This is a genomic window from Woeseia oceani (genome assembly GCF_001677435.1).
Lineage (GTDB): Bacteria > Pseudomonadota > Gammaproteobacteria > Steroidobacterales > Woeseiaceae > Woeseia > Woeseia oceani.
Map to the genome: position 1 here is coordinate 3518264 of NZ_CP016268.1, position 26969 is coordinate 3545232.

The 26969-nt window shown below is 59.2% G+C and carries 23 protein-coding genes; 8 read left to right on the top strand and 15 right to left on the bottom strand.

Features of this window, described 5'->3' with window-relative positions; all coding sequences use genetic code 11:
- The first annotated feature begins 71 nt into the window (after positions 1 to 71).
- Both BA177_RS15935 and BA177_RS15940 read left to right on the top strand, forming a co-directional pair.
- Positions 72 to 605: an Mpo1 family 2-hydroxy fatty acid dioxygenase gene (locus BA177_RS15935; RefSeq protein ID WP_082990186.1), complete on the top strand. Its 534-nt coding sequence runs from the start codon at positions 72 to 74 to the stop codon at positions 603 to 605.
- 76 nt (positions 606 to 681) lie between these two features.
- Positions 682 to 1407, top strand: coding sequence for a DUF4412 domain-containing protein (locus BA177_RS15940; RefSeq protein WP_068617830.1), 726 nt, complete (start codon positions 682 to 684; stop codon positions 1405 to 1407).
- 50 nt (positions 1408 to 1457) lie between these two features.
- Here BA177_RS15940 and BA177_RS15945 read toward each other — a convergent pair whose 3' ends face one another.
- From BA177_RS15945 to BA177_RS15960, 4 genes are all read right to left on the bottom strand, one after another.
- Positions 1458 to 2345 carry a hypothetical protein gene (locus BA177_RS15945; protein ID WP_068617832.1) on the bottom strand — a complete coding sequence of 296 codons (888 nt, stop codon included), beginning with the start codon at positions 2343 to 2345 and terminating at the stop codon, positions 1458 to 1460.
- 105 nt (positions 2346 to 2450) lie between these two features.
- Positions 2451 to 4559: a peptidase domain-containing ABC transporter gene (locus tag BA177_RS15950; protein WP_068617834.1), complete on the bottom strand. Its 2109-nt coding sequence runs from the start codon at positions 4557 to 4559 to the stop codon at positions 2451 to 2453.
- Positions 4559 to 5806: an HlyD family secretion protein gene (locus BA177_RS15955; RefSeq protein ID WP_068617836.1), complete on the bottom strand. Its 1248-nt coding sequence runs from the start codon at positions 5804 to 5806 to the stop codon at positions 4559 to 4561. The genes BA177_RS15950 and BA177_RS15955 overlap by 1 nt, the downstream gene beginning before the upstream one ends.
- Positions 5807 to 5984: 178 nt before the next feature.
- The gene (locus BA177_RS15960) at positions 5985 to 7367 is read right to left on the bottom strand and encodes a M20/M25/M40 family metallo-hydrolase (RefSeq protein ID WP_082990187.1); all 1383 of its coding nucleotides are present in this window, start codon (positions 7365 to 7367) and stop codon (positions 5985 to 5987) included.
- Between the two features lie 185 nt (positions 7368 to 7552).
- Between BA177_RS15960 and BA177_RS15965 the strand changes: the two genes are divergently transcribed.
- Positions 7553 to 8719 carry a type III PLP-dependent enzyme domain-containing protein gene (locus BA177_RS15965; protein ID WP_068617838.1) on the top strand — a complete coding sequence of 389 codons (1167 nt, stop codon included), beginning with the start codon at positions 7553 to 7555 and terminating at the stop codon, positions 8717 to 8719.
- 3 nt (positions 8720 to 8722) lie between these two features.
- Positions 8723 to 11317 (top strand): M16 family metallopeptidase, encoded by a 2595-nt coding sequence (locus BA177_RS15970; protein ID WP_068617840.1) that lies wholly within the window; start codon positions 8723 to 8725, stop codon positions 11315 to 11317.
- Between the two features lie 48 nt (positions 11318 to 11365).
- On the opposite strand, the gene BA177_RS15975 is transcribed toward BA177_RS15970, so the two are convergent.
- Together BA177_RS15975 and BA177_RS15980 are read right to left on the bottom strand one after the other, a co-directional pair.
- Positions 11366 to 13897: a CehA/McbA family metallohydrolase gene (locus BA177_RS15975; protein ID WP_156762861.1), complete on the bottom strand. Its 2532-nt coding sequence runs from the start codon at positions 13895 to 13897 to the stop codon at positions 11366 to 11368.
- 21 nt (positions 13898 to 13918) lie between these two features.
- On the bottom strand, positions 13919 to 14848 hold the full coding sequence (locus BA177_RS15980; protein WP_082990189.1) for a BKACE family enzyme: 930 nt from the start codon (positions 14846 to 14848) through the stop codon (positions 13919 to 13921).
- Positions 14849 to 15320: 472 nt separating this feature from the next.
- Between BA177_RS15980 and BA177_RS15985 the strand changes: the two genes are divergently transcribed.
- The 3 genes from BA177_RS15985 (at position 15321) to BA177_RS15995 (ending at position 19117) form a co-directional block, all read left to right on the top strand.
- Positions 15321 to 16310: a LysR family transcriptional regulator gene (locus BA177_RS15985; protein WP_068617843.1), complete on the top strand. Its 990-nt coding sequence runs from the start codon at positions 15321 to 15323 to the stop codon at positions 16308 to 16310.
- Between the two features lie 39 nt (positions 16311 to 16349).
- Entirely contained in the window at positions 16350 to 17681 is a 1332-nt protein-coding gene (locus BA177_RS15990) for an aminotransferase family protein (protein ID WP_068617845.1), read from the top strand.
- 89 nt (positions 17682 to 17770) lie between these two features.
- Positions 17771 to 19117: a metal-dependent hydrolase family protein gene (locus BA177_RS15995; protein WP_068617847.1), complete on the top strand. Its 1347-nt coding sequence runs from the start codon at positions 17771 to 17773 to the stop codon at positions 19115 to 19117.
- A gap of 199 nt (positions 19118 to 19316) precedes the next feature.
- Here the strand turns inward: BA177_RS15995 and BA177_RS16000 are convergent, their stop codons facing one another.
- Positions 19317 to 19544: a hypothetical protein gene (locus BA177_RS16000; protein WP_068617849.1), complete on the bottom strand. Its 228-nt coding sequence runs from the start codon at positions 19542 to 19544 to the stop codon at positions 19317 to 19319.
- A gap of 160 nt (positions 19545 to 19704) precedes the next feature.
- On the opposite strand from BA177_RS16000, the gene BA177_RS19200 reads away from it, so the two are divergent.
- On the top strand, positions 19705 to 19815 hold the full coding sequence (locus BA177_RS19200; RefSeq protein ID WP_408068434.1) for a helix-turn-helix transcriptional regulator: 111 nt from the start codon (positions 19705 to 19707) through the stop codon (positions 19813 to 19815).
- A 72-nt stretch (positions 19816 to 19887) separates the two neighbouring features.
- On the opposite strand, the gene BA177_RS16005 is transcribed toward BA177_RS19200, so the two are convergent.
- From BA177_RS16005 to BA177_RS16040, 8 genes are all read right to left on the bottom strand, one after another.
- Entirely contained in the window at positions 19888 to 20823 is a 936-nt protein-coding gene (locus BA177_RS16005; RefSeq protein WP_068617851.1) for an SPFH domain-containing protein, read from the bottom strand.
- A gap of 24 nt (positions 20824 to 20847) precedes the next feature.
- A complete protein-coding gene (locus BA177_RS16010; protein WP_082990190.1) occupies positions 20848 to 21294 on the bottom strand; it encodes an NfeD family protein in 447 nt (148 codons plus the stop codon).
- A gap of 97 nt (positions 21295 to 21391) precedes the next feature.
- Positions 21392 to 21847, bottom strand: a complete 456-nt coding sequence (locus BA177_RS16015) for a YaiI/YqxD family protein (RefSeq protein WP_068617855.1) — start codon at positions 21845 to 21847, stop codon at positions 21392 to 21394.
- Positions 21848 to 22030: 183 nt separating this feature from the next.
- The gene (cspE, locus tag BA177_RS16020; protein WP_068617857.1) at positions 22031 to 22237 is read right to left on the bottom strand and encodes a transcription antiterminator/RNA stability regulator CspE; all 207 of its coding nucleotides are present in this window, start codon (positions 22235 to 22237) and stop codon (positions 22031 to 22033) included.
- A gap of 289 nt (positions 22238 to 22526) precedes the next feature.
- On the bottom strand, positions 22527 to 22784 hold the full coding sequence (locus tag BA177_RS18690) for a hypothetical protein (protein WP_156762862.1): 258 nt from the start codon (positions 22782 to 22784) through the stop codon (positions 22527 to 22529).
- A 130-nt stretch (positions 22785 to 22914) separates the two neighbouring features.
- The gene (locus tag BA177_RS16030; RefSeq protein ID WP_068617861.1) at positions 22915 to 23340 is read right to left on the bottom strand and encodes an OsmC family protein; all 426 of its coding nucleotides are present in this window, start codon (positions 23338 to 23340) and stop codon (positions 22915 to 22917) included.
- Positions 23341 to 23350: 10 nt separating this feature from the next.
- Positions 23351 to 23686, bottom strand: coding sequence for a thioredoxin (gene trxA / locus BA177_RS16035; RefSeq protein WP_068617863.1), 336 nt, complete (start codon positions 23684 to 23686; stop codon positions 23351 to 23353).
- A 281-nt stretch (positions 23687 to 23967) separates the two neighbouring features.
- Entirely contained in the window at positions 23968 to 26964 is a 2997-nt protein-coding gene (locus tag BA177_RS16040; protein ID WP_068619534.1) for a TonB-dependent receptor domain-containing protein, read from the bottom strand.
- Positions 26965 to 26969 lie beyond the last annotated feature (5 nt).

The window sequence follows — 26969 nt, forward strand, 5'->3', positions numbered from 1 at the left end:
TACCGGGCTCCTGTTCCGTGCCCTGACTTCATGGACTCTCGGACAACCCGTCACAGCGAGGAACACAGGCGATGAAGCGACAATCCAGACTCCTGGAAATGCTGACCGGCTACGCGGCAGCACATCAGCACCCGGTGAACATCGCTGTGCACATGGTGGGCATTCCCGCCATTATGTTTGGCGCGCTGATTGCGCTCGGCTGGGTCAGCATCGAGTTCGGTCAATACTCGCTTAACCTGGCATGGTTGCTGGTGCTGGGGTTTTTCCTCTTTTACCTGACGCTGGACACTTTGTTCGCCCTCGTCTTTCTGATCGTTGCCGGATTACTTGCCGCGCTGGCGCTGCAAGTCAGCGCCTTGCCAACGGCCACTTCCGTGACGGTTGCCGCCGTTTGTTTTTTCGGTGGCTATCTCGCTCAGTTCATCGGCCACGCAATAGAAAAGTCACAACCCGTGTTGTTGAAACACCCGATACAGGCGCAGCTTGCTGCACCGTTTTTCACGGTTGTCGAAGCCTTCAAACTGCTCGGCCTGCGGGACGAACTGTTTACGGCGGTTCAGACCAGCGTCGCCAATCGCCGCAAAAAAACTACTGATAGCGGCTAATGGACATGAGCTGCAAACGATCAGGCCAGACTTACCTGATTCTGTCCCAAACTTCGTGAACAGGAGCACATACCTCATGCGCTTACAGATATTGCTGGTGCTGCTCATCCCGCAGGCAGCTGCGTTCGCCGATGTCGAAATGACATTTGACGACGGCTCGATTGGTCTGGTGCGCGACAACATGGTGCTGTTTGGTGACGCCCAGAGTGCCGTGCTGTTCAACAGTCGCAACGACGAGCTCATCATAATCAGCAGGCAAGACCGTACCTGGATGCGGGTGGAAACCGGGCTTATCGAAGCCATGACAGCGCAGATGCAAAAGGAAATGGAAGATATACTGGCCAGTGTACCGGCCGAACAACGCGCGATGGTTGAAGAACAAATGCAGGGCATGCTGGCACAGGAACCCGACACTACAGCGGCGATCAACGTGCGGCGCACGGGCCGAACAGACCGGGTTGCAGGCTACGACTGCCACGAGGCTGAAGTAACCATCGACGGCAGCAGCAATACTGAACTTGTGTGCATTGCAACGGCAGAAGAACTCGGCATCAGCCAGGCCGATTACACGACTCTGAATGCCGCCATGCGCGGCATCGCCGAGATTGCGGCAATGAGCCCGCAAGCAGGAGCGAGCGCTGACCTGTCCCGAATGGGCGGCATCCCTATTCGCACCCACAATCTGGCCCAGGACTACCGCACAGCGCTGACCACGATCGCTCACGAGGCCATCGACAGTGCGCGCCTGGCCATCCCTGCCGGCTTCAAAGAAACGACGCTGGAAGAAATGCTGGCGCAGTAACTCGCGCGAACGGCGAACGGAGAACGGAGAACGGCGCAAGCCTGTCCTGGCTAGCTGCAGCGGTGCAACAAGTTCCACAGCAGCTGGTCGGCCGCAACTTGCCAGTTCAGCGGCGCACCGGGCATATCTTCGCGGCGCTCGGAATGCAGTACGCGGTCCAGCTGTTCATCGTCAATGTCCTTGCCGGCTTCCAGCACCTGCACCCAAAACGGTGAGTCACTGCCGATGATGCCTTCTGCGCCAGCGCACAATTCGACACCGCCCGCATCAAAAACAACGCCGCTTAATTGCAGCACCTCGATCGGCTTGTCAATCGCGCTCAGGACGCGCACCCGTTCTTCATGGTGAGTACCGAGCACGACCTTCTTGCCGAAGTAGCCTTTGTCTGACTTCGGGTACTGGACAAAATCGAGCTGCGTAACCACGACCCGGGTTGCACCAGCACGCGATGCCGCGGCCTGCATCGCCATCTTCCATTCCGGGCCCGGCCGCGCGAAATGCACGATCATAGGCGGGTACTTTTCGTAGTCTTCGCGGAAGTCCTGGGCTTCAAACGGTGCGGTCTCGCCCTCCGAGCTGCCAACGTATACCCAGGGTGCCTTGTCCCCGGCTATGGCCTCATCCATCAGATAACAACACGGCTGGTGCGAAAGATAGGCATTGATCGCCTGTTGCAGCGGTTCGAATCTGCGAGCCATGGCTGGTTCAACGCGTAACGGCAGCACGACTGCCGGCTCGGCATCGCCAATGCCCCGCCGGTAGGTCTTGTAGAAAGGTGCCGCGGGCAAGCGGTCCGTGCGCGCAACGGAGGCCTCGTCAATCGCCGCGCAACTGGCGACGAACAGTGGCAACAGAACCCAGCACAATGACAGTGGCACGAGCGGCAGGTACTGCCCCACGCGAACGTGCAGACCCAGACAATGGTTTTTGGCAGTCATGGCGCAGCCTTGCCGGAAGACCGGAGCGAGTTGTTGATTCGCGGCATCATGCGCCTCACGCCGATTTGCCGCAAGCCCTTGCTGACGACTTTTTTATTATTACTTTCAATAACTTATACCGCCCCCACTCAGGCGTATTTGCCGGTCAGCATGGCGTATGGTTTCGACCCGGTGCGCGACCACGACGCGGGTGATCGCCAACCGCCGTAGCCGCGCATTGATACGCGCCTCGCTGGCAGCATCGAGGTGGCTCGTGAATTCATCGAGAAACAGGATCCGCGGCCGTCGGTACAGTGCCCGGGCGAGCAAGAGTCGCTGCCGCTGCCCGCCAGACAATGCAGTTCCCATGTCCCCGACCACGGAAAAATACTGCATCGGCAACCGCTCAATGTACGCCGCCAAGTCCGCGAAGCGAGCACAGGCTTTTGCGCGTGAGACATCGACATTCACATCAAAGAAACTGATGTTGTCCAGAATGCTGCCGCAGAACAGACGGTCCTCCTGCATGACCGCCGCAATTTGCCGACGGTAACGAAGCACACCGTAACGGCACAGGTGATGACCATTGATATCGACACTGCCCGACGCAGGCTCCAGCAATCCCATGAGAATTTTGATCAGCGTCGTCTTGCCACAACCGGATGGGCCGGTCAGAACAACGTGCTCGCCTGCGCGAATGTCGAATGAGATCGCCTTGAGAATATCGGCGTCACCCTCGGCGTATCGAAAGCGCAGATTGGATGCACGTAGCGACAAGCGCGTATCCATCCGTTGCACGTTACCCGCTGCAAATGAATAGGCCGGTTCCCGGTCTGTTTGCACGATATCCGCCAGGCGGTCGAGCAGTACGCGAGCCAAGCGAAACTCCAGCAACCGGTCGATGAGGGCGGCAGCCCGTTCCGTAAACAGCGCCCGGTAGGCCAGGAACGCCACCAGCATGCCAGTGGTGAAACGGCCATCCAGGATAGCCAGCGCAGCGAGCCAGACAACGACGACGAACTGCAGACCAAACAACAGTTGATTGATGCCGAGTTGCCAGATCTGCAAGCGATTGCCGCGTATGACCGGGTTCCAGGCTTCAGCAAGGCGGTTCTGGTAGCCAAGATCACGTTGCCATTCCTGACACGAAGTCTTGATCGCCAGCAGACCGCGCACGCTTTCCAGAAAATGGCTGTCGCGGCTTGCCGCCAGCACCTGCGCCTCCTGCGAGGCGCCATGCAACGACGGCACCATGAATGCTCGCGCAACAAAATAAGCAGTGACCGATGCCAACACCACGCCGGCCAGCCGGTAGTCGTACGCAAACATGACGCATAAGGTGGTGACCGCCATCAGCCCATCGACCGCTGCCTCGACAAACTGCCGCGTGATGAGCTGCTGCAGCGCAGCGGCCGCCGAAAAACGCGACTGCACATCGCCAAGGTGGCGCTTCTCGAAAAAGGACAGAGGCAAACGGATAAGGTGACTGAATACCCGGCCGGCAAGCTGCAGGTTGAAGCGCGTGCTGAGCGTGACGACCACCCAGGACCGCAGCATGGAGATGGCCGTTTGCATCAGGATCAGCAACCCGCAGGCAACAGCCAGCAATGTCAGCAAGCCGCGATCACCGCTCAGCACGACGTCGTCAATAACCAGCTGGCTGTAGAACGGCAACAGCAATGCCAGAACCTGCAGGGTCAGTGACAACACGAACACCATGGCGAGTGCCGCCAGCAAACCACGCGCATCGGCCACCAGCTGGCGAAAGCGCAGTCGTGACGTTGCCTTGCCGGTCTCAAACGACGGTGCCGGGGTAAACTCGACGGCCACTCCCGAGAACGCGCGGCTCAGTTCGCGGTGCCTGACCCGGCGTCGACCAAGCGCCGGGTCGATGACTACAGCACTGTGTCTGCCCAGCTTCTCCAGCACCACAAAATGATCGAGATTCCAGTGCAGCAGACACGGCAGATGCAGGTGCTTCAGTTCGCCGGGATCGGCACGCACGGGCCGTGATGCCAACGACAATGTTTCGGCCAGTTGCAGCAAACGCGTCAGGTTGGTTCCCTGTAGTGACGCAGCGTATTGCTGCCGCAATGTCGACAGCTCCATTCGCTTGCCATAGTAGGACGCGATCATCGCCAGGCAGGACAGGCCGCATTCTGCTGCTTCGCTTTGCAGCACCAGGGGAACACGTCGTCGCCTCCAGAAACGAAGGTCCGGTGTGCCGGCGGACATCAGCCAATGCGGCGAGCTGCCGCCTCCAGAGGCGCAAGCAGCCACCCAATCAAGGTACGTGTTTCACCCAGCACTTCGGCGCTAACGGCCATACCCGGCTCAAGCAATGAAGTGGTTCGCTGTAATGTGCCGCGTGCCGCCACAAACTGTACTTTGACGAGGTAGACGGGTTCTCGTACAAGCAACGGCACCCGTAAATCCGCTGGCATGGCCAGCGAACCGGACACGGCCGAAACCACGCCCTCCACGACCCCGAATTTTTGAAACGGCAGCGCGTCAATGCGCATGCGCACGGCATCGCCTTTGGTCAGAAAGGCGATGTGCCGGTCCGGCACCAGCAATTCCACGTAGTAGCGGGCTTGCTCCGGCAGTATCGACAACAGCGCGTGCTGTGCGTCGACCGCTTCCCCGCGACGAACCAGCATGCCACTGACGGTACCGGCCAGCGGTGCTGGTACCACAAACTCCTTGTCGGCCATTGCGTTTGCTATGTGCCGGTCGAGTTGCTCACCCGCAATACGGCGTTCCGACATCGCTTGCTGGAAGATAAGCGGCAGATCCGCGAGTTGCCGCGCAAGTCGTTGGTTGCTGGACTGCAGGACAGCAAGGCGCTGCTGCAGTTCGGTGCGCGCCAGGCTGCCGTCCAGCAATTGCAAACGCCGGCGTTCCACCTCCAGCGCCGCGCTATGGCCTTTCGCCGCGACTGCCACGTGAGCCGCCAACTCGTGCTCAAGAATGTCGAGACGTTGATCGGCAACCCGCAATTGTTGTTGCAGGAGGCCGGCTTCCTGTTCACCGTTTTCGAGCTGCTCACGCAACCGGGCCATTGCCGAAGCATGCAACCGTTTCGCTCTCCCGGCCTGCTCCGCTGAAACCGACTTTTCCTGCAGCAAAGACGCAAGCAAAGCCTCATCGGTGTTACGGTCGGATGTCATTCTTGCGACAGAGACACGCAGCAGAGGCGCCCCGGCGGCAACGCTTGTGCCGTCCTGAACGAATACCTCCGCGACGACGCCATTGCGCTGGGCAAACACCGGCACATTGCCCGTTGTTGTAGTAACGTAGCCGCGCACGCTGTCACGCGCCGTATAGTTCCCAAAGATCAGCAAAGCCACGACAGCGAGCAGCAACAAACCTACCCCTGCTGTCAGCAGGCCCTGAGAGGGCGGTGGCAGTTCCACGCAACGACCGTGCAAACTGTCGAAACGCGCATCCACGGCCTCCTGCCGATAGAGCGGCTCAACCATGCGACGACCGTTCGTCGTCAACTCCCATGCGATGCGCGGCGATACACATTTCGACGCTCCCTGTCGCTACAACGCGAGTCCGGTTCCTGCGTTGCAGCGTAGCGCCTGACAGCTATCGCGAGTAGCGCCTAATCCGGGCGATATGCCTGTCTTTGCAGCTTGTATTGCATGCGCGGATCTAACCGCCAGCCAGGACCCGCAGCAATCGGTACCAGTACTGCAGTGCGTCGTTGAACGAGGCAACCGAGATGCGCTCGTCCTGACCGTGCGCCCGTTGCTCGTCGGGTTCTTCGGCAATTGCCGAAACGCCGTACACCGGAATGCCCGCGCTGCGGATAAACAAGCCGTCGGTCGCCCCGGTACTCATTTCCGGCTCAACCTTGATACCCGGCCACATCTCGCTGGCGACACTGGCAATGGGTTGCATGATGGAATCGGTCAACGGTGACAATGGCGACGGTCTGGCCACATCGATCTGGGTCAGCGTTACGTCGTAGGGTGCGACGATATCCGTCAATGTCTGCTTGACGAGCTCGACGCTCATCTGCGGCAGTACCCGGCAGTTGATCACGGCGGTTGCCGTCTGCGGCAGTGCGTTCTCCGCATGGCCGCCTTCGATCCCTGTGGCCACACAGGTCGTACGCGCTTGCGCGTTGAAATAGCTGTGCGCCGGCAACTCGGCCAGTTGCGCTTCGCTCAGGTCATTGTTGACCAGTGCGTCCAGCAACAGCTGTTCGTCACCTTCAGTCTCCGCTGACCGCGCGGCAAAAAACGCCCGTGTCGTATCATTCAGGTCAACCGGAAACTCGTGCTGTTGCTGGGCTGCAAGTGCCCGCGCCATTCTGTAAATCGGGTTGTCCTGCCGTGGCAGTGAGCTGTGACCGCCCGGGTCCAGCGCCTGCAGGCGAAAGCTGACGTAGACCTTTTCGCTGGTCTGGACAATGAACGCAGTACGCTCACCGCCACTGATGTTGACGAACCCGGCATCCGTATTCAGCGCAAACTCCGCATCAATCAGGTTGCGGCCTTTGGTTGCCAGCCAGTCTGCGCCAGCGCCGGTGGTTTCTTCGTCACCGGTCAACATCGCAATCAGGTCACGGTTCGGCTGGAAGCCTTCGCGCTTCATGCGGATAAAGTTGGCCACAATAATTGCCGCGCCCGCTTTGTTGTCGACCGTTCCGCGACCGTAGAAGTAACCGTCTTTCTCGATCATTGTGTACGGATCAACAGACCAGTCTTCGCGCAAGGCTTCAACCACATCCAGGTGCGCCATCATCAAGATTGGCTTCTGAGTCGGCTGCGAACTCCGGTAGCGAATTACCAGATTGGCAGCACCGCCATTGGGAGCAACAACGGTCAGGTCTTCATCCGCAAAGCCCGCGTCGCGAAGTCGTTTAGTGATCAGACCAATCACTTCGCTCATGTCATTGCCGCCACTGGGTGCGGTGTTGCTGTCTATCAGCTCCTTGAAGATTTGTTGCGCAAGCACTTCATCGGCGTGAACCGGCATACCCTGCAACAGGCAGCACATCAACAGGGACATTACGGCGGTATTTCGCATGGTGAAACTCCGGATACTGTTTGGCGTTGGTCCAGTGTATGCCGGGTATTGCGCGCGGTCACTACGAATTGCCGGCACCGGTCCATTCCCGGTACTGTGGTCGCTATAGCGCTGCACAATCTATCGACTTCATGCGAAGTTAAATTATTCTCGGCACAGCGCGACTGCAACTTTGGGAACTCACAATGCCGTACGACACCCGACAATACGCCGCGATCAGCGACGTGATTACTGATCTCAACCCGGGTGAACCGGTTTACTGCATTTATCCACGGCTGTTGCACAACGATGTCCGGCAGTTTGTCAGTGGCTTTCCCGGTCGGGTGATGTATGCGGTGAAAGCGAACCCGGACCCACGCATCGTGGAGCATGTACTGACCGCCGGGGTTCGTGATGTCGACGCGGCATCCATTGAAGAAATGGAACTCGTGCACGCCATAGACCCCACCGTTCGCTGTTACTTCATGGCGCCGGTGCGTCTGCGCGGTGCTGTCGAACGCGCCTACACTGCGCACCACGTTCGCGACTATGTGGTCGATCATCATGATGAATTGCGGCGGGTTGCCGCCGAGCTTCCGCAACAGGACGTCACCGTGTTCGTGCGCATGGCGACCGATAACCCGGACGCCACCTACAACCTTTCCGAAAAATTCGGCGCGAGTCACGCCGACACCGTTGCGCTGCTGCGCGAGGTTGCCAGCCTGGGCTTTGAACCGGCACTCGCGTTCAATACCGGCTCACTGGTCCGGCGACCGGGGGCTTACGTCGATGCATTGAAGCACTGTCAAAAGGTACTAGAGGAAGCCGGCGTAGCCGTTCGACAAGTGGATGTTGGTGGTGGTTTTCCGAGCGACTACCCCGGCATGCAAAGCGAACCCTGGGAGTCTTTTTTCAAGGCCATTGACGAGACCCGGCAATCGTTACCGTTGCTCCGCAACGTGGAACTGCACGCGGAACCGGGACGCGCCTTGATCGCGAACGGCATGTCACTCCTGACCCAGGTTTTGCATCGCGCCGGTAACCGCCTGTTCATCAATGACGGTGTCTGGGGCAGCATGGTTGAACCGATGCTTTCCAAAGGCGAGTTGCGTTATCCGTCGCGCGCGTTCCGTGGCACAACACCAGTGACCGGCGCGGACCAAAACTACGAGGTGTTCGGCCCGACCTGCGATTCGATGGATCGTTTGCCCGCGCCGTTGCCACTGCCCTGTGATCTCGCGGCCGGGGACTGGATCGAATTCGGCACGATGGGGGCTTACAGCCTGAGTAACCGCACCCACTTCAATGGTTTCTTTCCTGACAACTTTGTCGAGATCGTGGGCGACACCAGCGCACCACCCAGCATAGGCTGAACCATGACATCGCGACTGCCATTATTCTTGCTGGCCCTGTTGCTTGGGCACACCGCAAGCGCGGAGCTGAACCTCGCAGGTGCCAGTCAGCACACACTCGACAACGGCTTGACCGTCCTGATCCTTGAGGAACAAAGCTTTCCACTGGTCAGTGTCCAGATGCTGTACCGCGCAGGCGCGCGTGACGAGATTCCCGGCCGCACCGGGCTCGCGCACTTCCTGGAACACATGGCGTTTCGCGGCAGCGAACATTTCCCGGACACCGGGCTGGTCAGCTCCATTTATGCCGCCGGCGGTGAATGGCACGGCTACACCTGGATCGACCAGACCACTTACTTTGCCACCGCACCGCTTGCAGCACTCGATTTGTTGCTCGACATCGAAGCCGATCGCATGGCCCGTCTCGATATTTCGGCAGCCGATATTCCGGCCGAACGCGGCGCCGTGCTGGCCGAGATGAACGGCTATGAGAACGACATCACTGCCGTCTTGCACGATGCGAGTATTTTCGCCGCATTGACGGCGCACCCGTACCGCAACAATACGATCGGCTGGGCCAGCGACGTGCGTGCCATTACCAGCGAGGATGTCGCCGCGTTCTACGCACGGCACTATCACCCCGGCAACGCCATCCTGGCGATAGTCGGCGCTGTCGATACCGATACCGTACTCAAGTCGGTCAAGGAACGCTTTGCCATGTTGCAAGGTCGTGCGGCAACGCCGTTGCCGGTGACCATCGAACCCGTACAGCAGGGCGAGCGACGCGTGCGCCTGCTACGTCCGGGCACGCGCAAACACTTCCAGTTGGTCTGGCACGCGCCGTCCGCCGTTAGTGCAGACTACGCTGCATTCCTGCTGTTGCAGGAATTACTGGGTGCCAGCTCGGGCGTCAATTTCCTGCAGAACGACTGGGGTACGCCTGCGCGACCGGGGTCGCTGTTGCACGGCATCAGTGACGACATCAACACGTGGTTTATACCGACGGCACAGCCGTACGTGTTCACGATCAGTGGCAGCATTGCGAATGACGGGAATGAAGCTGAACTGGAAAATGCCATCGATGCCGCACTTGTCACGGCCGCGGAGCAGCCGGTTGGGGCGGAGCGCTTCGCCGCTGCCAAGCAACGTCTGCTGGATGAGCTGCTGCTGGATGTGCAGACCACCGAGGATGCGGCTCACCAGTTGGCGTACTTTTCTGGCATTGACGCACTGGATACGCTGCTCTCGTTGCGCGCCCGCATAGCAGCGCTCGAGGTCAGTGACGTGCAGCGGGTCGCGAAGCGATATTTGTCGGCGCAACAACGGACCGTGGCCTGGAGTGTGGACGGCACGAGCCCGCAATCGCCCCACTCGGCAGCGCCGGCGCAGAAAGTAAGCGTGGACAGAGTCGCAAGTGACAGCCAGCCGGCTCCCGCACCGCGCGTCGTGCACCTCGACAATGGCACGCCGGTGATCGCCCAGGAATCCGGACTGTCAGCCACCGTGCACCTGCTCGCCATCGTGCGCGGTCAGTATGCGAACGACGCTGCAACCCTGCGCAGTGATACCCCGATCAACGGTCGCAGCGCGTTCAGCCTGACGACACCAAACCGGCAACTGCATGCACTGATCGAACAGGCCGCGACCGCCCTGCACGAAGCGCGGCCACAAGCTGCTGCAGCACCACCGGCCGACGACCCCTACCAGCGTACGGAACAGATATTCGCCCGTATCGCCGGCAGCCCTCAGCCCGGTCTTGCGGATTCGCAAGCCGTACCTGAACTGCTGGTCGTTGCCGGTCAGGTCGATACCAGCACCCTGCTCGATCAGCTCAACAATGAATTCGCCGCGAACAAAAAGACCACGCAAGGTACGAATGGCAATCCAGCGACCAGGGCCGTCTCAGCAAACGCAAACGCAAACGCGGCAGGCGCAACAGACGCCGGCAACCCACTGTTCAATAGCCAGCAGGACCAGCGAACCGAACCCGGGAGCGCCTCGACCACACCCGCGGAACGCCAGGAGTCCGCCGGGTTTCTGACCGGGGCACCCGCGGCCCTGCGGGAACACATCGACCTGCCTCTGGCGCAGGCCCGGACCGGCTACATAGTCGCCGCACCCGGTCCGCAGGACCCGACGCTGGATGCCTGGCTTGCGGCCCTGTACATCCTCAGTCACGACTACGAAGGCCGCCTCGGCAAGCAGGCCATTTCGCGGCGCGGCCTCGTCTACTACATCGACAGCCGTTATCGCTCAGACGGAACGCATGGCTGGATTACGTTGTCGGCCGGGGTCAGTCCGGACAAACAGGCCGATTTCCGCAAACTGCTGGCAGCTGAACTGGAGCGGCTGATCAGCGAACCGCCGAACGCGCAAGAAGTAGCGGACGCATTGCAACACCGGACAGGCCGCGCCCTAAGCGCGCATCAAAGCAATCAGGAACTGGCCGACAACCTTGCGCGGCACTGGTTGTGGCACGGGCAACTGGAGAGTTCGGCCGGGCTGCAAACCAGACTGGCGCGCGTCAGCCGTGATGACATCCTGCGCGTGTTGCCGGATTTCGTCGCCGGCACGGTCGTCGAAGTGACGGTACGTGCCGCTGACAAGCAGCCGTTGTAACTCGCGACGGAGTATCTGCAAGAACCCGGGTGGTCGCCAACGCGTGCGCTAGCGGCGCTGCAGAAATATCGCTTTCGCCGCAGCGATGTTGTCGAGTACCGTGCGCCGCTCCTGTTCCGTGTTGTAGTCCGGGTGCCCAACGGTGTTGTCGCGCAGGTCGTCCAGCCAGGCGATGAAATAATCCGCATCACTGCCGCAGGCCAGCTCATTATTGGCAACGTCGGTAAACACTGCGTTGGTGGTTGCATAAGGGTACAAATCAAATACGTCGGGCGAAGACTCGTCGTTCCATGCACGTAGCAACAACCAGCCGTCTTCGCGAACCGGCACGCTGCCGTCGATATCCGCGCTCATGCCATTCTCACTGATTGCAAAATGGCGAACGACCTCGCCGTTTTGCACCAGCTCCAGATGATCGATCGGCACCAGTGAGCGCATGAAGCCCTTGAAGCGCAGCTCCCCGCCGTCCGCTGGCAAGTTGATCGTCGTGCCCGGCGCCTGACCGTCGACAGTCAGTTCAAGTAAAGGGCCATTGGTGGCAATGGTGCGGCCGGCACGGAGCGCGGCAAGCCACGCAGCACGACGCTCGTCCGGGTTTGCCGGGTTGCCACTGACCCGCGCGTAGGTGCGATTGATGCCGACCGGGCCGCGCAACGACGCGTAGTTGGCCATTGCATCCGTACCGCCGGCGGCGGCGAGCGGCAGGCCGCAATTCAGCAGCCGATACCAGACTTCTGCGGAGGTGCGGTGATCAGCAAAGCCGACAACCTCGTAGTAATCGGCTGTGCCCAGCGCGGCGTCCACCGGCAAGGCATTGCTGAGTGATTCGGTCGCCGGGTCGGGGATACTGAGAAAGGGATGCACGTAGCCAACCAGCGCGTTCTGCGCGTGCGCGAGCCTGGCGACCGTGGTGTTATCCGGGTACGGGCTGGCCAGCCCGGTGTTCGCGTACGTCGTGTAACCCGGCAACAGGAAGTGTTCATCGAGGCCAAGCAGACCGAGGTGCCCCCAGTAACTCGTGTGAAACTCCTGACCGTGCAACAGCAGTGTATCTGCCGTTGAGGCCGTATCGGGCATCGTTGTGAAGGTGCGAATGTCCGGTATGCGCTGTTCCTTGTTGACCACCAGATTGAAAACGACATCGAGGTCTTCTGCCGCTGCCTGTTGCACCAGTCGCGGCGGCGTGTTGCGGTAATGACCGCCGTAGTTCATGTGCACATGCACGTCCGCACTGATCCACTGCTGCCATTCTGCTGGCAGGTCGAGTGGCTCGAGCTGAATGTCGATCTGGCGCGTGCCATTGTTGCGGACGTCGATGCTGCGCTGCGCGATGCGGTGTTCCATGCCCCGCCAGACAACGATACGCGCCTCGCCTGCCGGCAGTGACACAGTGGCTGCGCCAGCACTGTGGAAATACTGCGGTTCGTAGTCAGTCGCCTGCCGGTCGAAACCGTCGTCCGCGTGCAGCCATGCATCGTCCGGCGCGTAACGCCGTCCGTCCGCGCCCGTAACCATCACCCGCGCGGCGACCGGCTTGCCGTCCGCGCCCAACGTGCGCACAAGGACCGCGCCGCGTGACTGCAGCCACTCGCGTTCGTCAATCGCAAGCGTCGTAACCGCGCCGCTGGTCATGTCTTGCACGCGAATTTCCAGGCCACCGTTTTCGTTGGCGATGTAGGCAATCCGCTCACCATCCGGGGACCAGCGCGCTGCCGTGACATCGTAGTCGCCGTAGCTGAGCGGCAGCGGATCGCCCCCACCGGCGGCCGTCGTCAGCCACAGCTGATGCCATTGCCGGCCGAGATACGACGAGTAGATGACCCGCTTGCCGTCCGGCGACCAGTCCGGCTGCGCGCGCCAGGTGGTTTCTTCCAGCCGTACCGGCGTCGTTTCCCCACTGTCGAGATCGCGACGCCAGATCGCGCCGCTGCCATAAATGATTTCCGGGTTGCTGACATACAGCAGCGATTTGCCGTCCGGCGACCAGCTCGGGCTCAACTCGTGATCGACTTCACCGTAGTAATAACGCGGCTTACGACTGACCCGCTCCTGCAGCATCGGCGCACTTTCGAATCCCTGCCCGGTAAACGAACCGAGGTACACATGGAAGCGGCCGTTCGTGCGGGTCGAAACCCAGGCAAGGCGTTTGCCATCCGGCGCAAACCGCGGCTCCAGGTTGACGTTGCCGTCGCTCGTTAATGCGCTGACCCGACCGCTGGCGAGATCGAGGGTGTGCAGCTCCAGTGCATCGCCGTCGTAGCGCGCGAACACGACCGTGCTGCCATCCGGCGATACGTCCGGCTGATAATCGTAACCCGGGCCACTGGTCAACTGCCGGGCGCGGTTCGAATCCAGCCGCTGTAACCACAGGCTGCCTTGCATCGAGTACACGATGGAATTGCTGTCCGGCAACCATGCCAGCGAACTCGGCCCGCTGGTGAGCTGTGGCAGATACATCTCACGAAAATAGTAATCATGAGGTACCTTGATCTGCGACAGGACCGGTACCCGTTCTGCCGCCAGCGACATCGCGACGGGCAGCATGCACAAGAGCAATAACAACCGCGTGAAGCGAATCACTGGCAGATCTCCGTTAACCGTTTAGAAAGCGACGGCGTCCGCACCCTTCAAGTGCAACATCTTGCGCGCATCGTCCGCCGATGCAATTTCGTAACCCAGTTCTTCAAGGACGCGACGGATCTTCAGTACCTGTGCGGCATTGCTCGGCGCGAGTTCACCCCTCGAAATGGTCAGACTGTCTTCGAGGCCCACACGAACATTGCCACCCATAATCGCGCCCATGGTCGCCAGCTTCATTTGCCTGCCACCAGCAGCGAGTACCGAAAACATATAATCCTCGCCAAGCAAACGGTCGGCTGTTGCCTTCATGTGCGCAAGGTTTTCCGGCGAAGCACCAGCGCCCCCGAGCACACCAAGGACGAACTGTACGTACAACGGTGGCTTCACTCGTCCCTGCTTGAGGTAGTAGGCAAGCGTTTCGATGTGGCCAACGTCATAACATTCAAACTCGAAGCGTGCAGCGTGTTTGCCGCCGAGATCGTCGACAATTATTTCTATGTTGGCAAACGTGTTCTGAAAAATGCGTTCGCGGGTCGCTTCCAGCAGTTCCGGTTCCCAAGCGTGTTTCCAGTTCGAGTATTGGTCTTTGAGCGGGAAGATGCCGAAATTCATCGAGCCCATGTTCAACGAGCACATCTCCGGGCTCGCGATGCGTGCAGGCGCCAGGCGGTCATCAAGACTCATCAATGAACTGCCGCCGGTCGAAATATTCAGAACCGCATCGCAATGCTGCTTAATCACCGGCAGGAACTGCATGAAAATATCCGGATCCGCACTGGGGTAACCGTTTTCCGGATCACGGGCATGCAGATGAATAATCGCCGCGCCGGCTTCCGCTGCTTCGATCGATGCGCTCGCAATCTCGGCCGGAGTCACCGGCAAATGCGGACTCATCGTCGGCGTGTGTATGGACCCTGTGACCGCACAGGTGATGATGACTTTGTTTTTCACTGACTGCCTCTGGCGTCCCCGCGAAAACGCCAGCGGCGTCTATCGGCGGTGGGGCCGCGCTCTTGATTATTTTACGAACCGCACTACTGGTCGCATACAACAATGACCTCTGGATTGCCTGAGCCGAAGCCGGACTGTAGTGCTGCGTTCGCCCGTACCCGCTGCTCTGCGGTGCGCGATCATCATTGACCGAAACGGGTCATTCCACAACTGCCTATCCATGAATCCGTTTATTGATATGCGGAATGACGAAACGTCGATACCCCGTCGAACATCACTGGTTCGGACGATACTGACTGTGTTCGCGGGTCGGCCCTCCCGGGCTTACCGCCGTCGTCGAGCCTGAGCAGATTCCCGCTGGCAGAACGCAGGAACGTGCCCCACCGACCCTATAGCGTCGGTCCCCGCGACTGGTATATCATTCCTTACACCCATGTAAGCAATGCGTTTCATAGATAAGCGGAATATCATTATGACTCAGGCCCCCCCTGATTCGTACCTCTCTGCGACCGATCCGGAGCACCTTGTCTGGCAGCTCGACTGGAATCTGCTGCGCACCTTCACCGTCATCGTGCAGGAAGGCGGCATTACCGCGGCAGCGAACAAGCTGAGGCTTAAACAACCCACCGTCAGTAATGCCTTGCGACGCCTCGAAGAAAGCCTGGGGCAGCGGCTGGTCGAGCGCGGGCCGCGTGCGTTTCGCGTCACCCGGCAAGGCCAGGCGCTCTACCGCGAGAGTGTGGATATCTTTGGCAGTGTCAATCGCCTGTCCATTGCATTGCGTGACATTCCGGATGATGTGCAGGGCAAGGCCAGTATCCGCATGGCCAGTCACGTCGTCTGCCCACTGGTCGACGAGGCACTCAGCGAGTTTCACCAGCGACATCCGCAGGCGGTCGTTGCGATATCGGTCAGCGCCAGCACAGTCGCGGTCGAAGCCGTACTGGAAAAACGTTGCGCGATGGCAATCTGCCTGGTCAACGAACAGCTGGAAAGCCTCGATTACACCGTGCTGTACCGCGAACACTTTGGCTTTTTCTGCGGCCCGCAGCACCCGTTGTTCGGCAAGTCCGGCCTGACCATGGCCGACCTGAAGGGCGAGTACAGCGTGTCGTTTGGTGCGGACCAGCTGGATGGCGTGCTACGGCCGATCGCGTTGCTGCGTGAACAGGCCGAATTGCACACGCACATCAGCGGTGTCAGCACCAATCTGGAGGAAGTGCGCCGGATGATCATCGCCAATCTGGGCATAGGCCCGCTGCCCATCCACGCGGTCGAACGCGATGTGCGCGACGGCCTGCTGTGGCGACTACCGCCCTACGATCATCCGCCGGAGGTATCGATCTATATCGTGCGGAATCCGAAAGCCAGATTAAATCGCGCCGAAGAACGCTTCAGCGAAATACTCCTGGAAAAAGTAGCCGCAACACCGCTCGACGAACGCACTTACGGTCTGGACTAACAATGAGGTGACACATCGTGTGTCGCCAGAGAACCCGCCATGCAAAATAATGCGCAATCGCATGTCTTTTATCAGACGCGCTTACACCGGCCGCGGCTTGACCGCGCCGAGGGCGTCTACCTGTGGGACGTTAACGGCAAACGGTACTTCGACGGCTGCAGTGGCGCGATGGTTTCCAATGTCGGCCACAGCAATCCGCGGGTGCTCGACGCCATGCGCCGGCAGATGGAGAAGTCCACATTTGGCTACCGCCTGCATTTTGAAAACGATGCCGCGGAAGAACTCGCGCGGCGTGTCGCCGAACTTGCACCAGCACCGCTTGATCGCGTGTTTTACGTATCGGGTGGTTCCGAGGCCGTCGAAAGCTGCATCAAGATGGCGCGACAGTACGCCATCGCGCGCGGCGAGCCGGAGCGTTATCAGGTCATTTCCCGCTACCCCTCCTACCACGGCTCAACTCTCGGCGCGCTGGCAATCACCGGTTACGACACTCTGACGGAACCGTTCGCACCGATGTTGCGAACAATGCCAAAAATACCGGCGCCGACCTGCTACCTCGATCGTGACAATTTGTCAGACGCTGAAAGGGGCCTGCGGTATGCCAACATGCTCGCTGACAAGATTGAAGAATTGGGTCCCTCAACGGTTCTGGCCTTTGTTGTTGAACCGATTGGCGGCGCTTCGACGGGCGCACTGGTGGCGCCGGACACTTACCTGCCACGGATACGCGAGATCTGTAACCACTACGGCATCCTCCTGATCGCCGATGAAGTCATGACCGGCGCCGGACGTACGGGGCAGTTTCTTGGCTGTGATCACTGGCAAGTGGTGCCGGATATTGCGGCGCTGGCGAAAGGCTTCGGCGCCGGGTATGTACCGCTCGGCGCAATGCTGACCCGCGCGGACATCGTGGACGCGGTACTTGACCATAATGCGTTTCAGCACGGCTTCACCTCTGCCGGCAATCCGCTGGCTTGCGCGACGGGACTGGCCGTCGTGAAGGAAATCGTCGAGCAGGACCTTATCGCGAACACGAGGACGGTCGGAGCCGCATTGAAATCCGCACTAGCGGAACTGATGGATGAATTTCCGTTTGTCGGCGACGTGCGCGGCAAGGGATTGCTGCTTGCGATGGAGCTGGTGCAGGATCGCGAATCCATGGAGGTATTGCCGCCTGCCATGAACGCGGCGAACCGGGTTGTCGATATCGCGTATGACCGTGGGCTGATCGTCTACGCCCGGCGCACCCGTGGCGGCAACAGCGGCGACCACCTTATGGTCTGTCCGCCATTAATCACGACTCTGCAACAGGTCGACGAAATTATTGAGAAGCTGCGGGACAGCCTGCGACAATTCAGCAGCGAGCTGTAGTGACACCGTTTGTTGACAGGCTGCCAGCCAAGGCGCCGGGACAACGGCCGCACCGTACCTGACGCAACATTCAGTCCCCTGGAGGATGCATGAAAAAGCAGATCGCTATTGGCTTGTCCCTCGCACTACTGTGGATTGCCAGCGCGTGCGCATCCGCCCCGACGACGTTCGTTACTGACGCGCCCTTTAAACCGAACAGCGGCAACATCCTGTTGCGTTGCGGCGCGCTCATTGATGGCATTAACGAGCACGCCCGCCCCCAGCAGGATGTCTTGATCCAGGACGGTGTCATCACCGCGACCGGCACGCGACTCACGGCACCGGCTGGCACGAAAGTACTCGATCTTGCCGACCACACCTGCCTGCCCGGGCTGATCGACATGCACACACACGTGGTTGAATCGCAGCAAGACACCAACGATTTGTACATTTATCTCACGCGTAACGAGACCGAAACCCTGGACCTCGCGCGGCCGCTTGCCCGGAAAACGTTACTGGCCGGCTTCACCTCGGTGCGCAATGTCGGCGTTTACTACGGTTGGACGAGCCGCAGCCTGCGGGACGAAATCAATCGCGGCGTAACGGTTGGCCCGCGCATGGACGTGGCCGGCTTTTACCTGACGATACCCGGCGGCGGTGGCGACCTGCTGTTACCGGATCTGGCAGAAAGCGATATCCCGGCTCACCTGCGGCTCGGTGTCGCGCGCGGAGCCGACCAGTTTCGGCAAAAAGCGCGGGAGGCCATCGAAGGCGGCGCGGACGTAATCAAGGTCATTGCTTCAGGTGCTGTTCTGGCCTATGGCGGCGTTCCCGGCGCGCCGGAAATGACCCCGGAAGAACTGCGTGCCGTGGTCGAGGTCGCAAACAAAGCCGGCGTGCCGGTGACTGCCCATGCCCACGGCGCGCAATCCATTAAGGATGCCATCCTCGCCGGCGTTACCACGATTGAGCATGCCTCGCTGATTGACGATGAAGGCATACGCCTGGCCATTGAGCACAACGTTGGCTTGTCGATGGACGTCTTCAATGGCGACTGGATAGCGACGGAAGGACGCCGCATGCAGTGGCCGGAAGAGTTCCTGCGCAAGAATGACGAAACCACGCTGATCCAGAGGCAAAATTTCCGCAAGGCACACGCGGCTGGCGCCCCGATCGTGTTCGGCTCGGATTCCGGCGTCTACCCGCACGGCATGAATCCACGGCAGTTTTCCTACATGGTCGAGTGGGGTATGAGCCCTATGGAAGCGATCAAGGCGGCCACCTCGATCGCGGCGAGTTACCTGAAGAACGGTGCGCGCGTTGGCGCGATTGAGCGCGGCCGACTGGGTGATGTTATTGCCGTCGCCGGCGATCCTTTGCGTGACATCAGCGTTCTGCAACACGTCGATACGGTGGTCATGGGCGGGCTCGTGTTCAAGGCGCCGGCAACGGACTAACGTCGCGGCGCTGTTACCGGCAAGTGTGCGAGAACGGGCGCGCTACCGCGGCATTGCCTGCAGGTAACGCCGAACCGGGCATGGCGGCGCTTCGGTCATGCTGTGCGAAAACGCGGCCGCGTGTACGGTCGGCGATGATCTTCGGCGTGACCCGCTACCCTTGTGACCCGCCGCAGTCGGCGGAAAGCCAGCCGCGACCTTAGTCCGTGGCGTTGGTCTGGTTCGCGGCAGCGCGTGTCGCACGCCGGATGTTGGCGCGCCAGCGGGCAACACCAATTCCGCCTGCGATACAGACGATACCCAGTGCCAGGTAAACGAGCATTCCGTAATGATGGTCGCCGATGTAGTACACGCCGCCGATGAACAGGACGCCAATCAACACATAGGCCCACGGTAGAGATTCGTACAGGCTGGATGGCAACCACATGGGAAGCAGCCTCCCTTTCAATTCCTGATAGCTGGCCAGCTTGCGCCTCCAGCACGACCCATTCTCTGCCGCACTTCACATTTGTCAATAAAGTCAGAAGCTTGAAGACCGACCGGTCGCGCCACCCAGAACCGATAGCGCACGGCAAACCGTTATTGCCATTGAACAGGGAAAGTTTTGCCCGTCACTGGAAAGTGCACTGCGGATGGCGGCAGCGTTCAACACCACCGTCAATGAGATCTTTGCGCTGGATGAAGCGGATACCGGCTGAGCGACAGATCAAAGCAAAGCAAAAAAAAGCCCGCAATCGCGGGCTTTCTTGCGTGTTGTCAGCGCCTGATCGCTAGGCGCCCGAAGGCGATTTGCGTGGCACGTCTTTGGCGATGTTGGTCGCCAGCGCGATCATTGACGAAATATCCGCCAGATTCGCCGGCACGACCAGGGTATTGCCGGACTTCGCGAGATTGCCGAACTCGTCAATGTACTGCTGCGCTACGCGTAGCTGCATGGCTTCGTGACCGCCATCATCGACCAGCGCGGCAGCGACCTGTCGCAGACCATCCGCCGTTGCTGTGGCGACCGCCAGAATGGCGGCGGCTTCACCTTCCGCTTCGTTGATTTGCTGTTGCTTGGCGGCCTCGGACTCCTTGATAACGCGTTGCTTCTCGCCTTCTGCCTTGTTGATCTTCGCGTCACGATCACCTTCGGAATTGAGAATCACGGCGCGCTTTTCGCGCTCCGCTCGCATCTGCTTTTCCATCGCGCCTAAAACATCCTGCGGTGGATTGATGTTCTTGATCTCGTAGCGCATGACCTTCACGCCCCATGGGTCCGACGCCTTGTCCAGTTCGTCGACCACGTTTGAGTTGATGGTACCGCGCTCTTCGAATGTCCTGTCGAGCTCGATCTTGCCGATTTCACTACGCAAGGTTGTTTGGGCCAGTTGCGAGATAGCGAACATGTAGTCGCCAATACCGTAAGACGCCCGCCCCGGATCCAGCACCTGCATGTAAAGCACCCCATCGACACCGACTTGCACGTTGTCGCGTGTAATGCAGACTTGTTCGGCGATATCGACTGCCTGTTCTTTAAGCGTGTGCTTATAGGCGATGCGCTCCATGAACGGCACCAGGATATGAAAGCCGGCTTTTAGTATGCGGCTGAATTTGCCGAACCGCTCCACGACAAAAGCGTTCTGTTGCGGCACGACCACCGCCGTCTTTGCGATGACAAAAATAACGAGAGCGGCGATAGCCAGTGATACATAGAGTGAGTTCATCGCGAATACCCGTTGTTGGATTGGTTATGGGGTCGGACTGGGATCAGCGCTGACATACAGGGTCAGCCCTTCGTTACGCGTGACCGGAACGCGAGAACCGGCAGCGATGGTTGTTCCACCGCTGTTCACAACGGTCCAGTCAGTACCTCTGAACTGTGTTCGGCCTTGTGCACCAACAGCCAGATCAGTATCGATGACGATGTACTCGCCCGCGATTCCTTCTTTGAAGCCTGGCACATTGCCGCGAATTTTTTCATACAGCTTGCGCCGAAAAGTGAACATCGAGCCAAGCGCAAGACCCGCGAAAATCAACCATTGCAGCCACTCTGGCGCAGTCAGCCCCAATAGCGCCAACACACCAACCAGTGCCGCTGACAGCCCTATGAAAACCAGGTAAAACTGCGCGTCGACCGCAAGCATTTCTGCGCCGAACAAAACGGCACCCAGAATCATCCACGCCCACCATGCCATACCCGATCTCCCGGTTTTTTTTCTTCGTGGAACTATACCGCAGATGCTACTTGAGACTGCATCCGGCGAGACTGCCCGCCTGACTCGCAGGCCGGAATCAGGACGCGCCTTTCGAAGCCTGCAACCAACGGTCGAGGTGCCCGGCAAATGCCTTGCGATCACTTTGGCTCAGAGTCGGTGGACCGCCCGTATCGACGCCGCTTGCACGCATCGTGTCGAGGAAGTCGCGCATATTCAAACGCCCGCGAATGTTCTCCGCGCTGTACATCTCACCGCGCGGATTCAGCGCCTCTGCGCCCATGTCGATCGCTTCCGATGCCAGCGGGATATCCGCCGTTATCACCAGATCACCGGGTTGCAACCGCCGGACGATCTCGTTGTCTGCCACATCGAAGCCGGACGGAACCTGCAACGTATTAATGTATTTCGAGCTCGGTGTTCGTAGCGCATGATTCGCGACCAGTGTCAGTGGCGTGCCCGTGCGATCCGCCGCGCGAAACAGGATTTCCTTAATCACGACAGGACAGGCATCCGCATCTACCCAGATTTTCATTGCGTTGTTTCCATGCTGGCAAAGGGTAAGGCTAACTTGTTCCCCATGGGTCGTAATGACACGTTCAGGCCCTGAACGAAAAAAGGCAGAACCTTGCGGTCCTGCCTCTTCGACCTTCATCCCCGCAGGGAATCCAGTGGGTTCACGCTGCGAACAGCACGAACCGCTTTTTTCATTTCGCTATTAAAGCGGAACGATGTTCTCAGCCTGCGGACCTTTCTGGCCCTGCGTAACCGTGAACTCAACCTTCTGGCCTTCAGCCAGGGTCTTGAAGCCATCGCCAACGATGGAACGGAAGTGTGCGAACACATCCGGGCCATTTTCTTGCTCGATGAATCCAAAGCCTTTGGCTTCGTTGAACCATTTAACGGTACCGGTAACGGTAGACATAATGTTTATCCTGTTTTCTAACTAAGTAATGGAGGCCCCAGAGAGAGCCCGTTTGGTTGAAATTTGTCGCTATTACTTATGAAAATCAGGACGATACGACCAGAAACGGTGCACCGAAATGGTGTGCATAAATAGATGTGACGCTTTTTCAATCTGGCGCGAGTATATAGGGCTTTCGCCCCAAGTCCAACTGAAATAGGCGCTAATTTACCGAAAAATATAGTTTTTTTGGTCTAAAAAGGCCGATACGAGCCCTTGCCAGCCGGCTCCGATACGCTGCCCGCCTGCCTTAGTGAATGCTGGGTATGGCGGGCGATTCGAGGCTTCGGGTGCCTTCCTGTACACAAGCGCACTTTTCGTTGTTCTTCGCGAACGTGCCGTGACGGATGCGGCCTATGGTATCGGCTTCACAGGTCATGGTGCTGCCGGCAGGGCAATGCCGCGCGGTCTTATCTGCATCCTTGTGCATCGGGTTTTGGCTGCAGCCCCCCAGAAACAGCAAGCCCGCGGCTACTGCGATTACCTGCCAATTGGGCTGTAGGATCATTGCGGCCACCTGCTCTTCATGATTTTGGCAGGCCAGTATAGCCGATGGCGGCGCTGCCCATGGGACCGCCCGCCGCAGAACGCATATAACCGTTGGTTATTAGCGCCTGACGACGGTACGGCGGGGCGGCTCAGCTACCCAGGCTGGCCTCCAGGGTTATCCCGGCGTTGAGCACTTTCGAAACCGGGCAGCCGGTTTTGGCATCAGCGGCCGCCTTCTGGAAGGCCGCATCGTCGGCGCCGGGCACAACCGCTTTCACGACCAGGTGCACGGCCGTAATACTGAAGCCACCGTCCACCTGCTCCAGGCTTACCGCTGCTGAGGTGTTGATTTGCGTCGCCGTAAAACCCGCCTTGCCGAGGATCATCGACAACGCCATGGAATAGCAGCCGGCATGCGCCGCTGCTATCAGCTCTTCCGGGTTGGTCCCCTTGCCCTCTTCAAAGCGGGTACCAAACGAGTACCGGGCATTGGCAAGCACGCCGCTGTCGGTGCTGATATTGCCCTTCCCCGACTTCAGGTCGCCCCGCCACTCTGCCTTCGCGTGCCTTTTCATAATGATTACCTTATTTCGCTGCGTCGAGATGCGGCTGCAGCCACGCGTCGAGCTGACCTTGCGATACCGCGCCCGTGTGCGTTGCAACAACTTCGCCGTTCTTGAACAACATCAACGTGGGGATAGCCCGAATACCGTACTTGAAGGCCGTGGCATTGTTGGAATCGACATCAATTTTGGCGACTTTCAGTTGGTCGGCGTATTTATCAGCCGTGGCTTCCACGACCGGCCCAACCGCCTTGCAGGGGCCACACCACTCCGCCCAGTAGTCCACCAGCACAGGCTGACTGGCCTGCAGGACCTCGGCTTCGAAACGGTCATCGGAAACATTACTAACGGTACTCATTCACTTCTCCAGGTTTTCCGGCTGATCAGGTCTGTTGCCATCCATCAGATCCGGCTCAGTTGTTGGTGGCATTATCTGCTGCCGATTCGGCGGAATTCAATGCAAACCTCGTCGATTGCAATCCTTGCACAGGAAAGTGCCTGAATTCGTTACAGTCTGCGTGGCGATGCGCGTTGCAAGTTTCGCTTCGACCAGAAAACGGGGCCGGGCGGGCGTATTCAGCTGGCGCGGACACAAAAAAAGGGGGCCAAAGGCCCCCTTTCTCGCTGACTTGCTCGAGCCTAGTCGAAGCTAAGCTTCAGATCCAGGAAGTAATTGATGCCAAGGTCAGTGTGCATGTCACCGAAGTAGCCGAAGCTTTCGTCTGCGAGAGGTGCGCGTTCGTCAAAGACATTGTTAATGCCGAACTGCACCCGTGCACGCGATTCCATGAACGAATCGAAACGGTAATCGGCCGATACGTTCCACGTCGTCATGTTCGGAATGACGTAATAGATCGGATCACCGCTCACCGGGTCTTCAAGGGTCAATGACGTCTGGATGAACTTACCCAGCCGTACCCCGCTGAGTGCCGCACCCCATGCGTTGCGCGACCAGCTGACCCGCAACGTGTGCTTGTCTTCGGCATTGCCATCCTGCAGTCGCAGGTCCGCGAAACCGGTTACCGGCACATCCGCCGGCAGGTCACCGCTCTGCTGCGCCGCGATCAGTACAGCAGCGTTGCCGCCGGCAACCTGTTCGTACTTGTCCAGGAAGGAAGCAACGTAACGCATGTTGAAGTTGCCGATGGGGGTATCGAACTCGTAGTAAATACCCACGTCGTGGCCACGCACGGTGCGCATATCCAGGTTCGCATAGGTATCGTCGATCTGGGTTACCGCACCGACCGGGCAGATGCCGTTGTCGAGATAGAGTTGTGCCTCGGCCGGATCCAGCAACGCCGGGTCTTCACGCAGCACAGCCGGGTTACCGGTGACCGCTGCGCAGTTGGCGGTGCCCTGACCCAGTCGAATCAGCAGGTCGAGAGCGGTGTGGTTTTCTTCACCGAACAGGCCAATCGTGCGCTCTTTCTCAACTTCCCAGAAATCCAGCGTAAAGGTCAGGTTTTCGACGGGCTCAACCACCACACCGAAGTTCGTATTGGTGGACTCTTCGGGTTTGAGTTGGCGACTACCGCCGGCCAGCCGCTGCATGCCGTAGCGGCAATCCAGCGTGTCTTCGTCCGGATCTGCGAAGAAACAGACAAAGTCATCACGGGTGTTGGACCGCGCTACGTCGCCTTCATTGACTGTGACCAGGTTGGGTACACGGAAGCCCTGTGACCAGGAACCGCGCAACAGCACCTGCTCGATCGGACGCCAGCCAACGGCGAACTTGCCTACCGTGGTGTCACCAATGTCGTCGAAGTCTTCGTAACGAAGGGCGAGCTGTACGTCCAGATTCTCCAGCAGGGGAATCTGCAGCTCACTGAACAACGAGGTCACTGTGCGCTCACCACGGCTGTCGAAAGACGGGCTCGAGTTGAGTACGTCAGAAACGTTCGGGAAGGTATTGCCGTCCGCGTCGATGAAGTTGATCGTGCCGTCCAGGCGCGGATCCCGGTCATCAACGAATGACTCTTCGCGAAGTTCGACACCGGCGAGGAACGCTGCCGGGCCTGCCGGCATCTCGAACAGGTCGTTCTTGGATACCTTGAAATCGATCATCTTCAGTTCGGTTTCGTTGTCACGGCGAACGGTAATCAAAGTCCGTTCGATGTTCGTGTTAACACGTCCACCGAAAGGGTTAAATGCCGCTGGCGTGGGATCGTTCAACGCTTCCTGCATCAACGTATTGGAAATACGGTTGTGCGTGATGTCTTCTTTTTCGGCCCGCGACCAGGTAACGGCGGTATCCCAATCCCAGTCTTTCCAGTTACCACGAAAACCCTGCAGGATACGGTAGGTCTTGCCGTCGTTGTCGACAATGCGGGGCACCTGTGCCCAGCGGTAATTGTCGATGATCAGCGTACGACCGGCGTCGGGCAAAGTGCCCACGCCAATGACGCTGTCCGGCAAGCGGTTGGGCGAACCAACCGCACCGAACGGGTTGTAGTAGTTGTTCGCACCCACCCGCAGGTCGGCAACCGCCGAAAGGCCGGTCGACGCATGACGTAGTGTATTGGTGTAGGACAGGTAGGCCGACACCTCGGTGAAACTTTCTACGCCGTTGTCGAAGCTGTGGTTAAGAAAGGCGTATACGTTAACCCGGTCCAGGGCACCGTACAGATCACGGTTTTCGTTGTTGCTGTAACGGTAGGTACCCTGCCCGTCAACCGCACCGCAGGTGCCATAGCCGAGATCCCACTGGCAACGCGGGTCGCCGGCCGGGTAAGTTTCGAACTCACCTGCACTGTCCGTAAATCCGGGCAGACTGCCAGTCGTAAAGTCGTATTGACCGTACTCGGAGTTGATACTGTCATTGCGGAATGAAGTATTTCCGAACCACGGCGAGCTTTCGGGCACCCGGTCGCGGTAGTCGTCGTTGAACCAGCGCTCTTCGTCCTGCGAGTTCACGCGGTCACGGCGGTAGTAGTCTGCAAATACGCTCAGGTTGGTTGCATCCCCGTTGAAGTTCTTGCCCCACTCCAGCGTAATACGCTGGTCGTTGCGTGGCATGTGATCGTAAGTGGCCAGGCGCGTACGGATATTGAAGCCTTCGAAATCCGTCTTCAAAACGTAGTTCACCACGCCGGCAACGGCATCCGCACCGTAGACAGCGGAAGCACCGTCTCGCAGCACTTCAACCCGTTCCAGACCGAACACGGGAAGACTTTGCGAGTTAACCGTATTTACCGGAATAAAACTGCCACCAACGGCCTCCGTTTGATAGCTAGCCGCATTGACCATACGGCGGCCGTTCAGCAACACCAACGTGTTGCCGGTACCCAGGTTGCGCAGATTGAAAGCACCAATATCGCCGCGTGCGGAGTTTACGCCGCCGCTGATGTTTTCCGATTCACTGAAAAAGTTCTGCCCCTGCTCGGCCATGAACTCAAGCAGTTGGTCACCCGATTCGACACCCATTGCTTCAATGTCTTCAGACGTAACAACTGAGACAGGCAAAGCACCCGTGATCTTGGCTCCCTTAATATGACTGCCGGTAACCACGATTTCTTCGACTTCGTCGTCAGCCTGTTGCGCACCGGCGCTGGCAGCAAAGCCCAGCAACGATAGCGCCGAAACGGCGGAGACGAACAAGCGGAGTCCGCTATGTCGGTATTTGTAACATTTGTGCATGACAC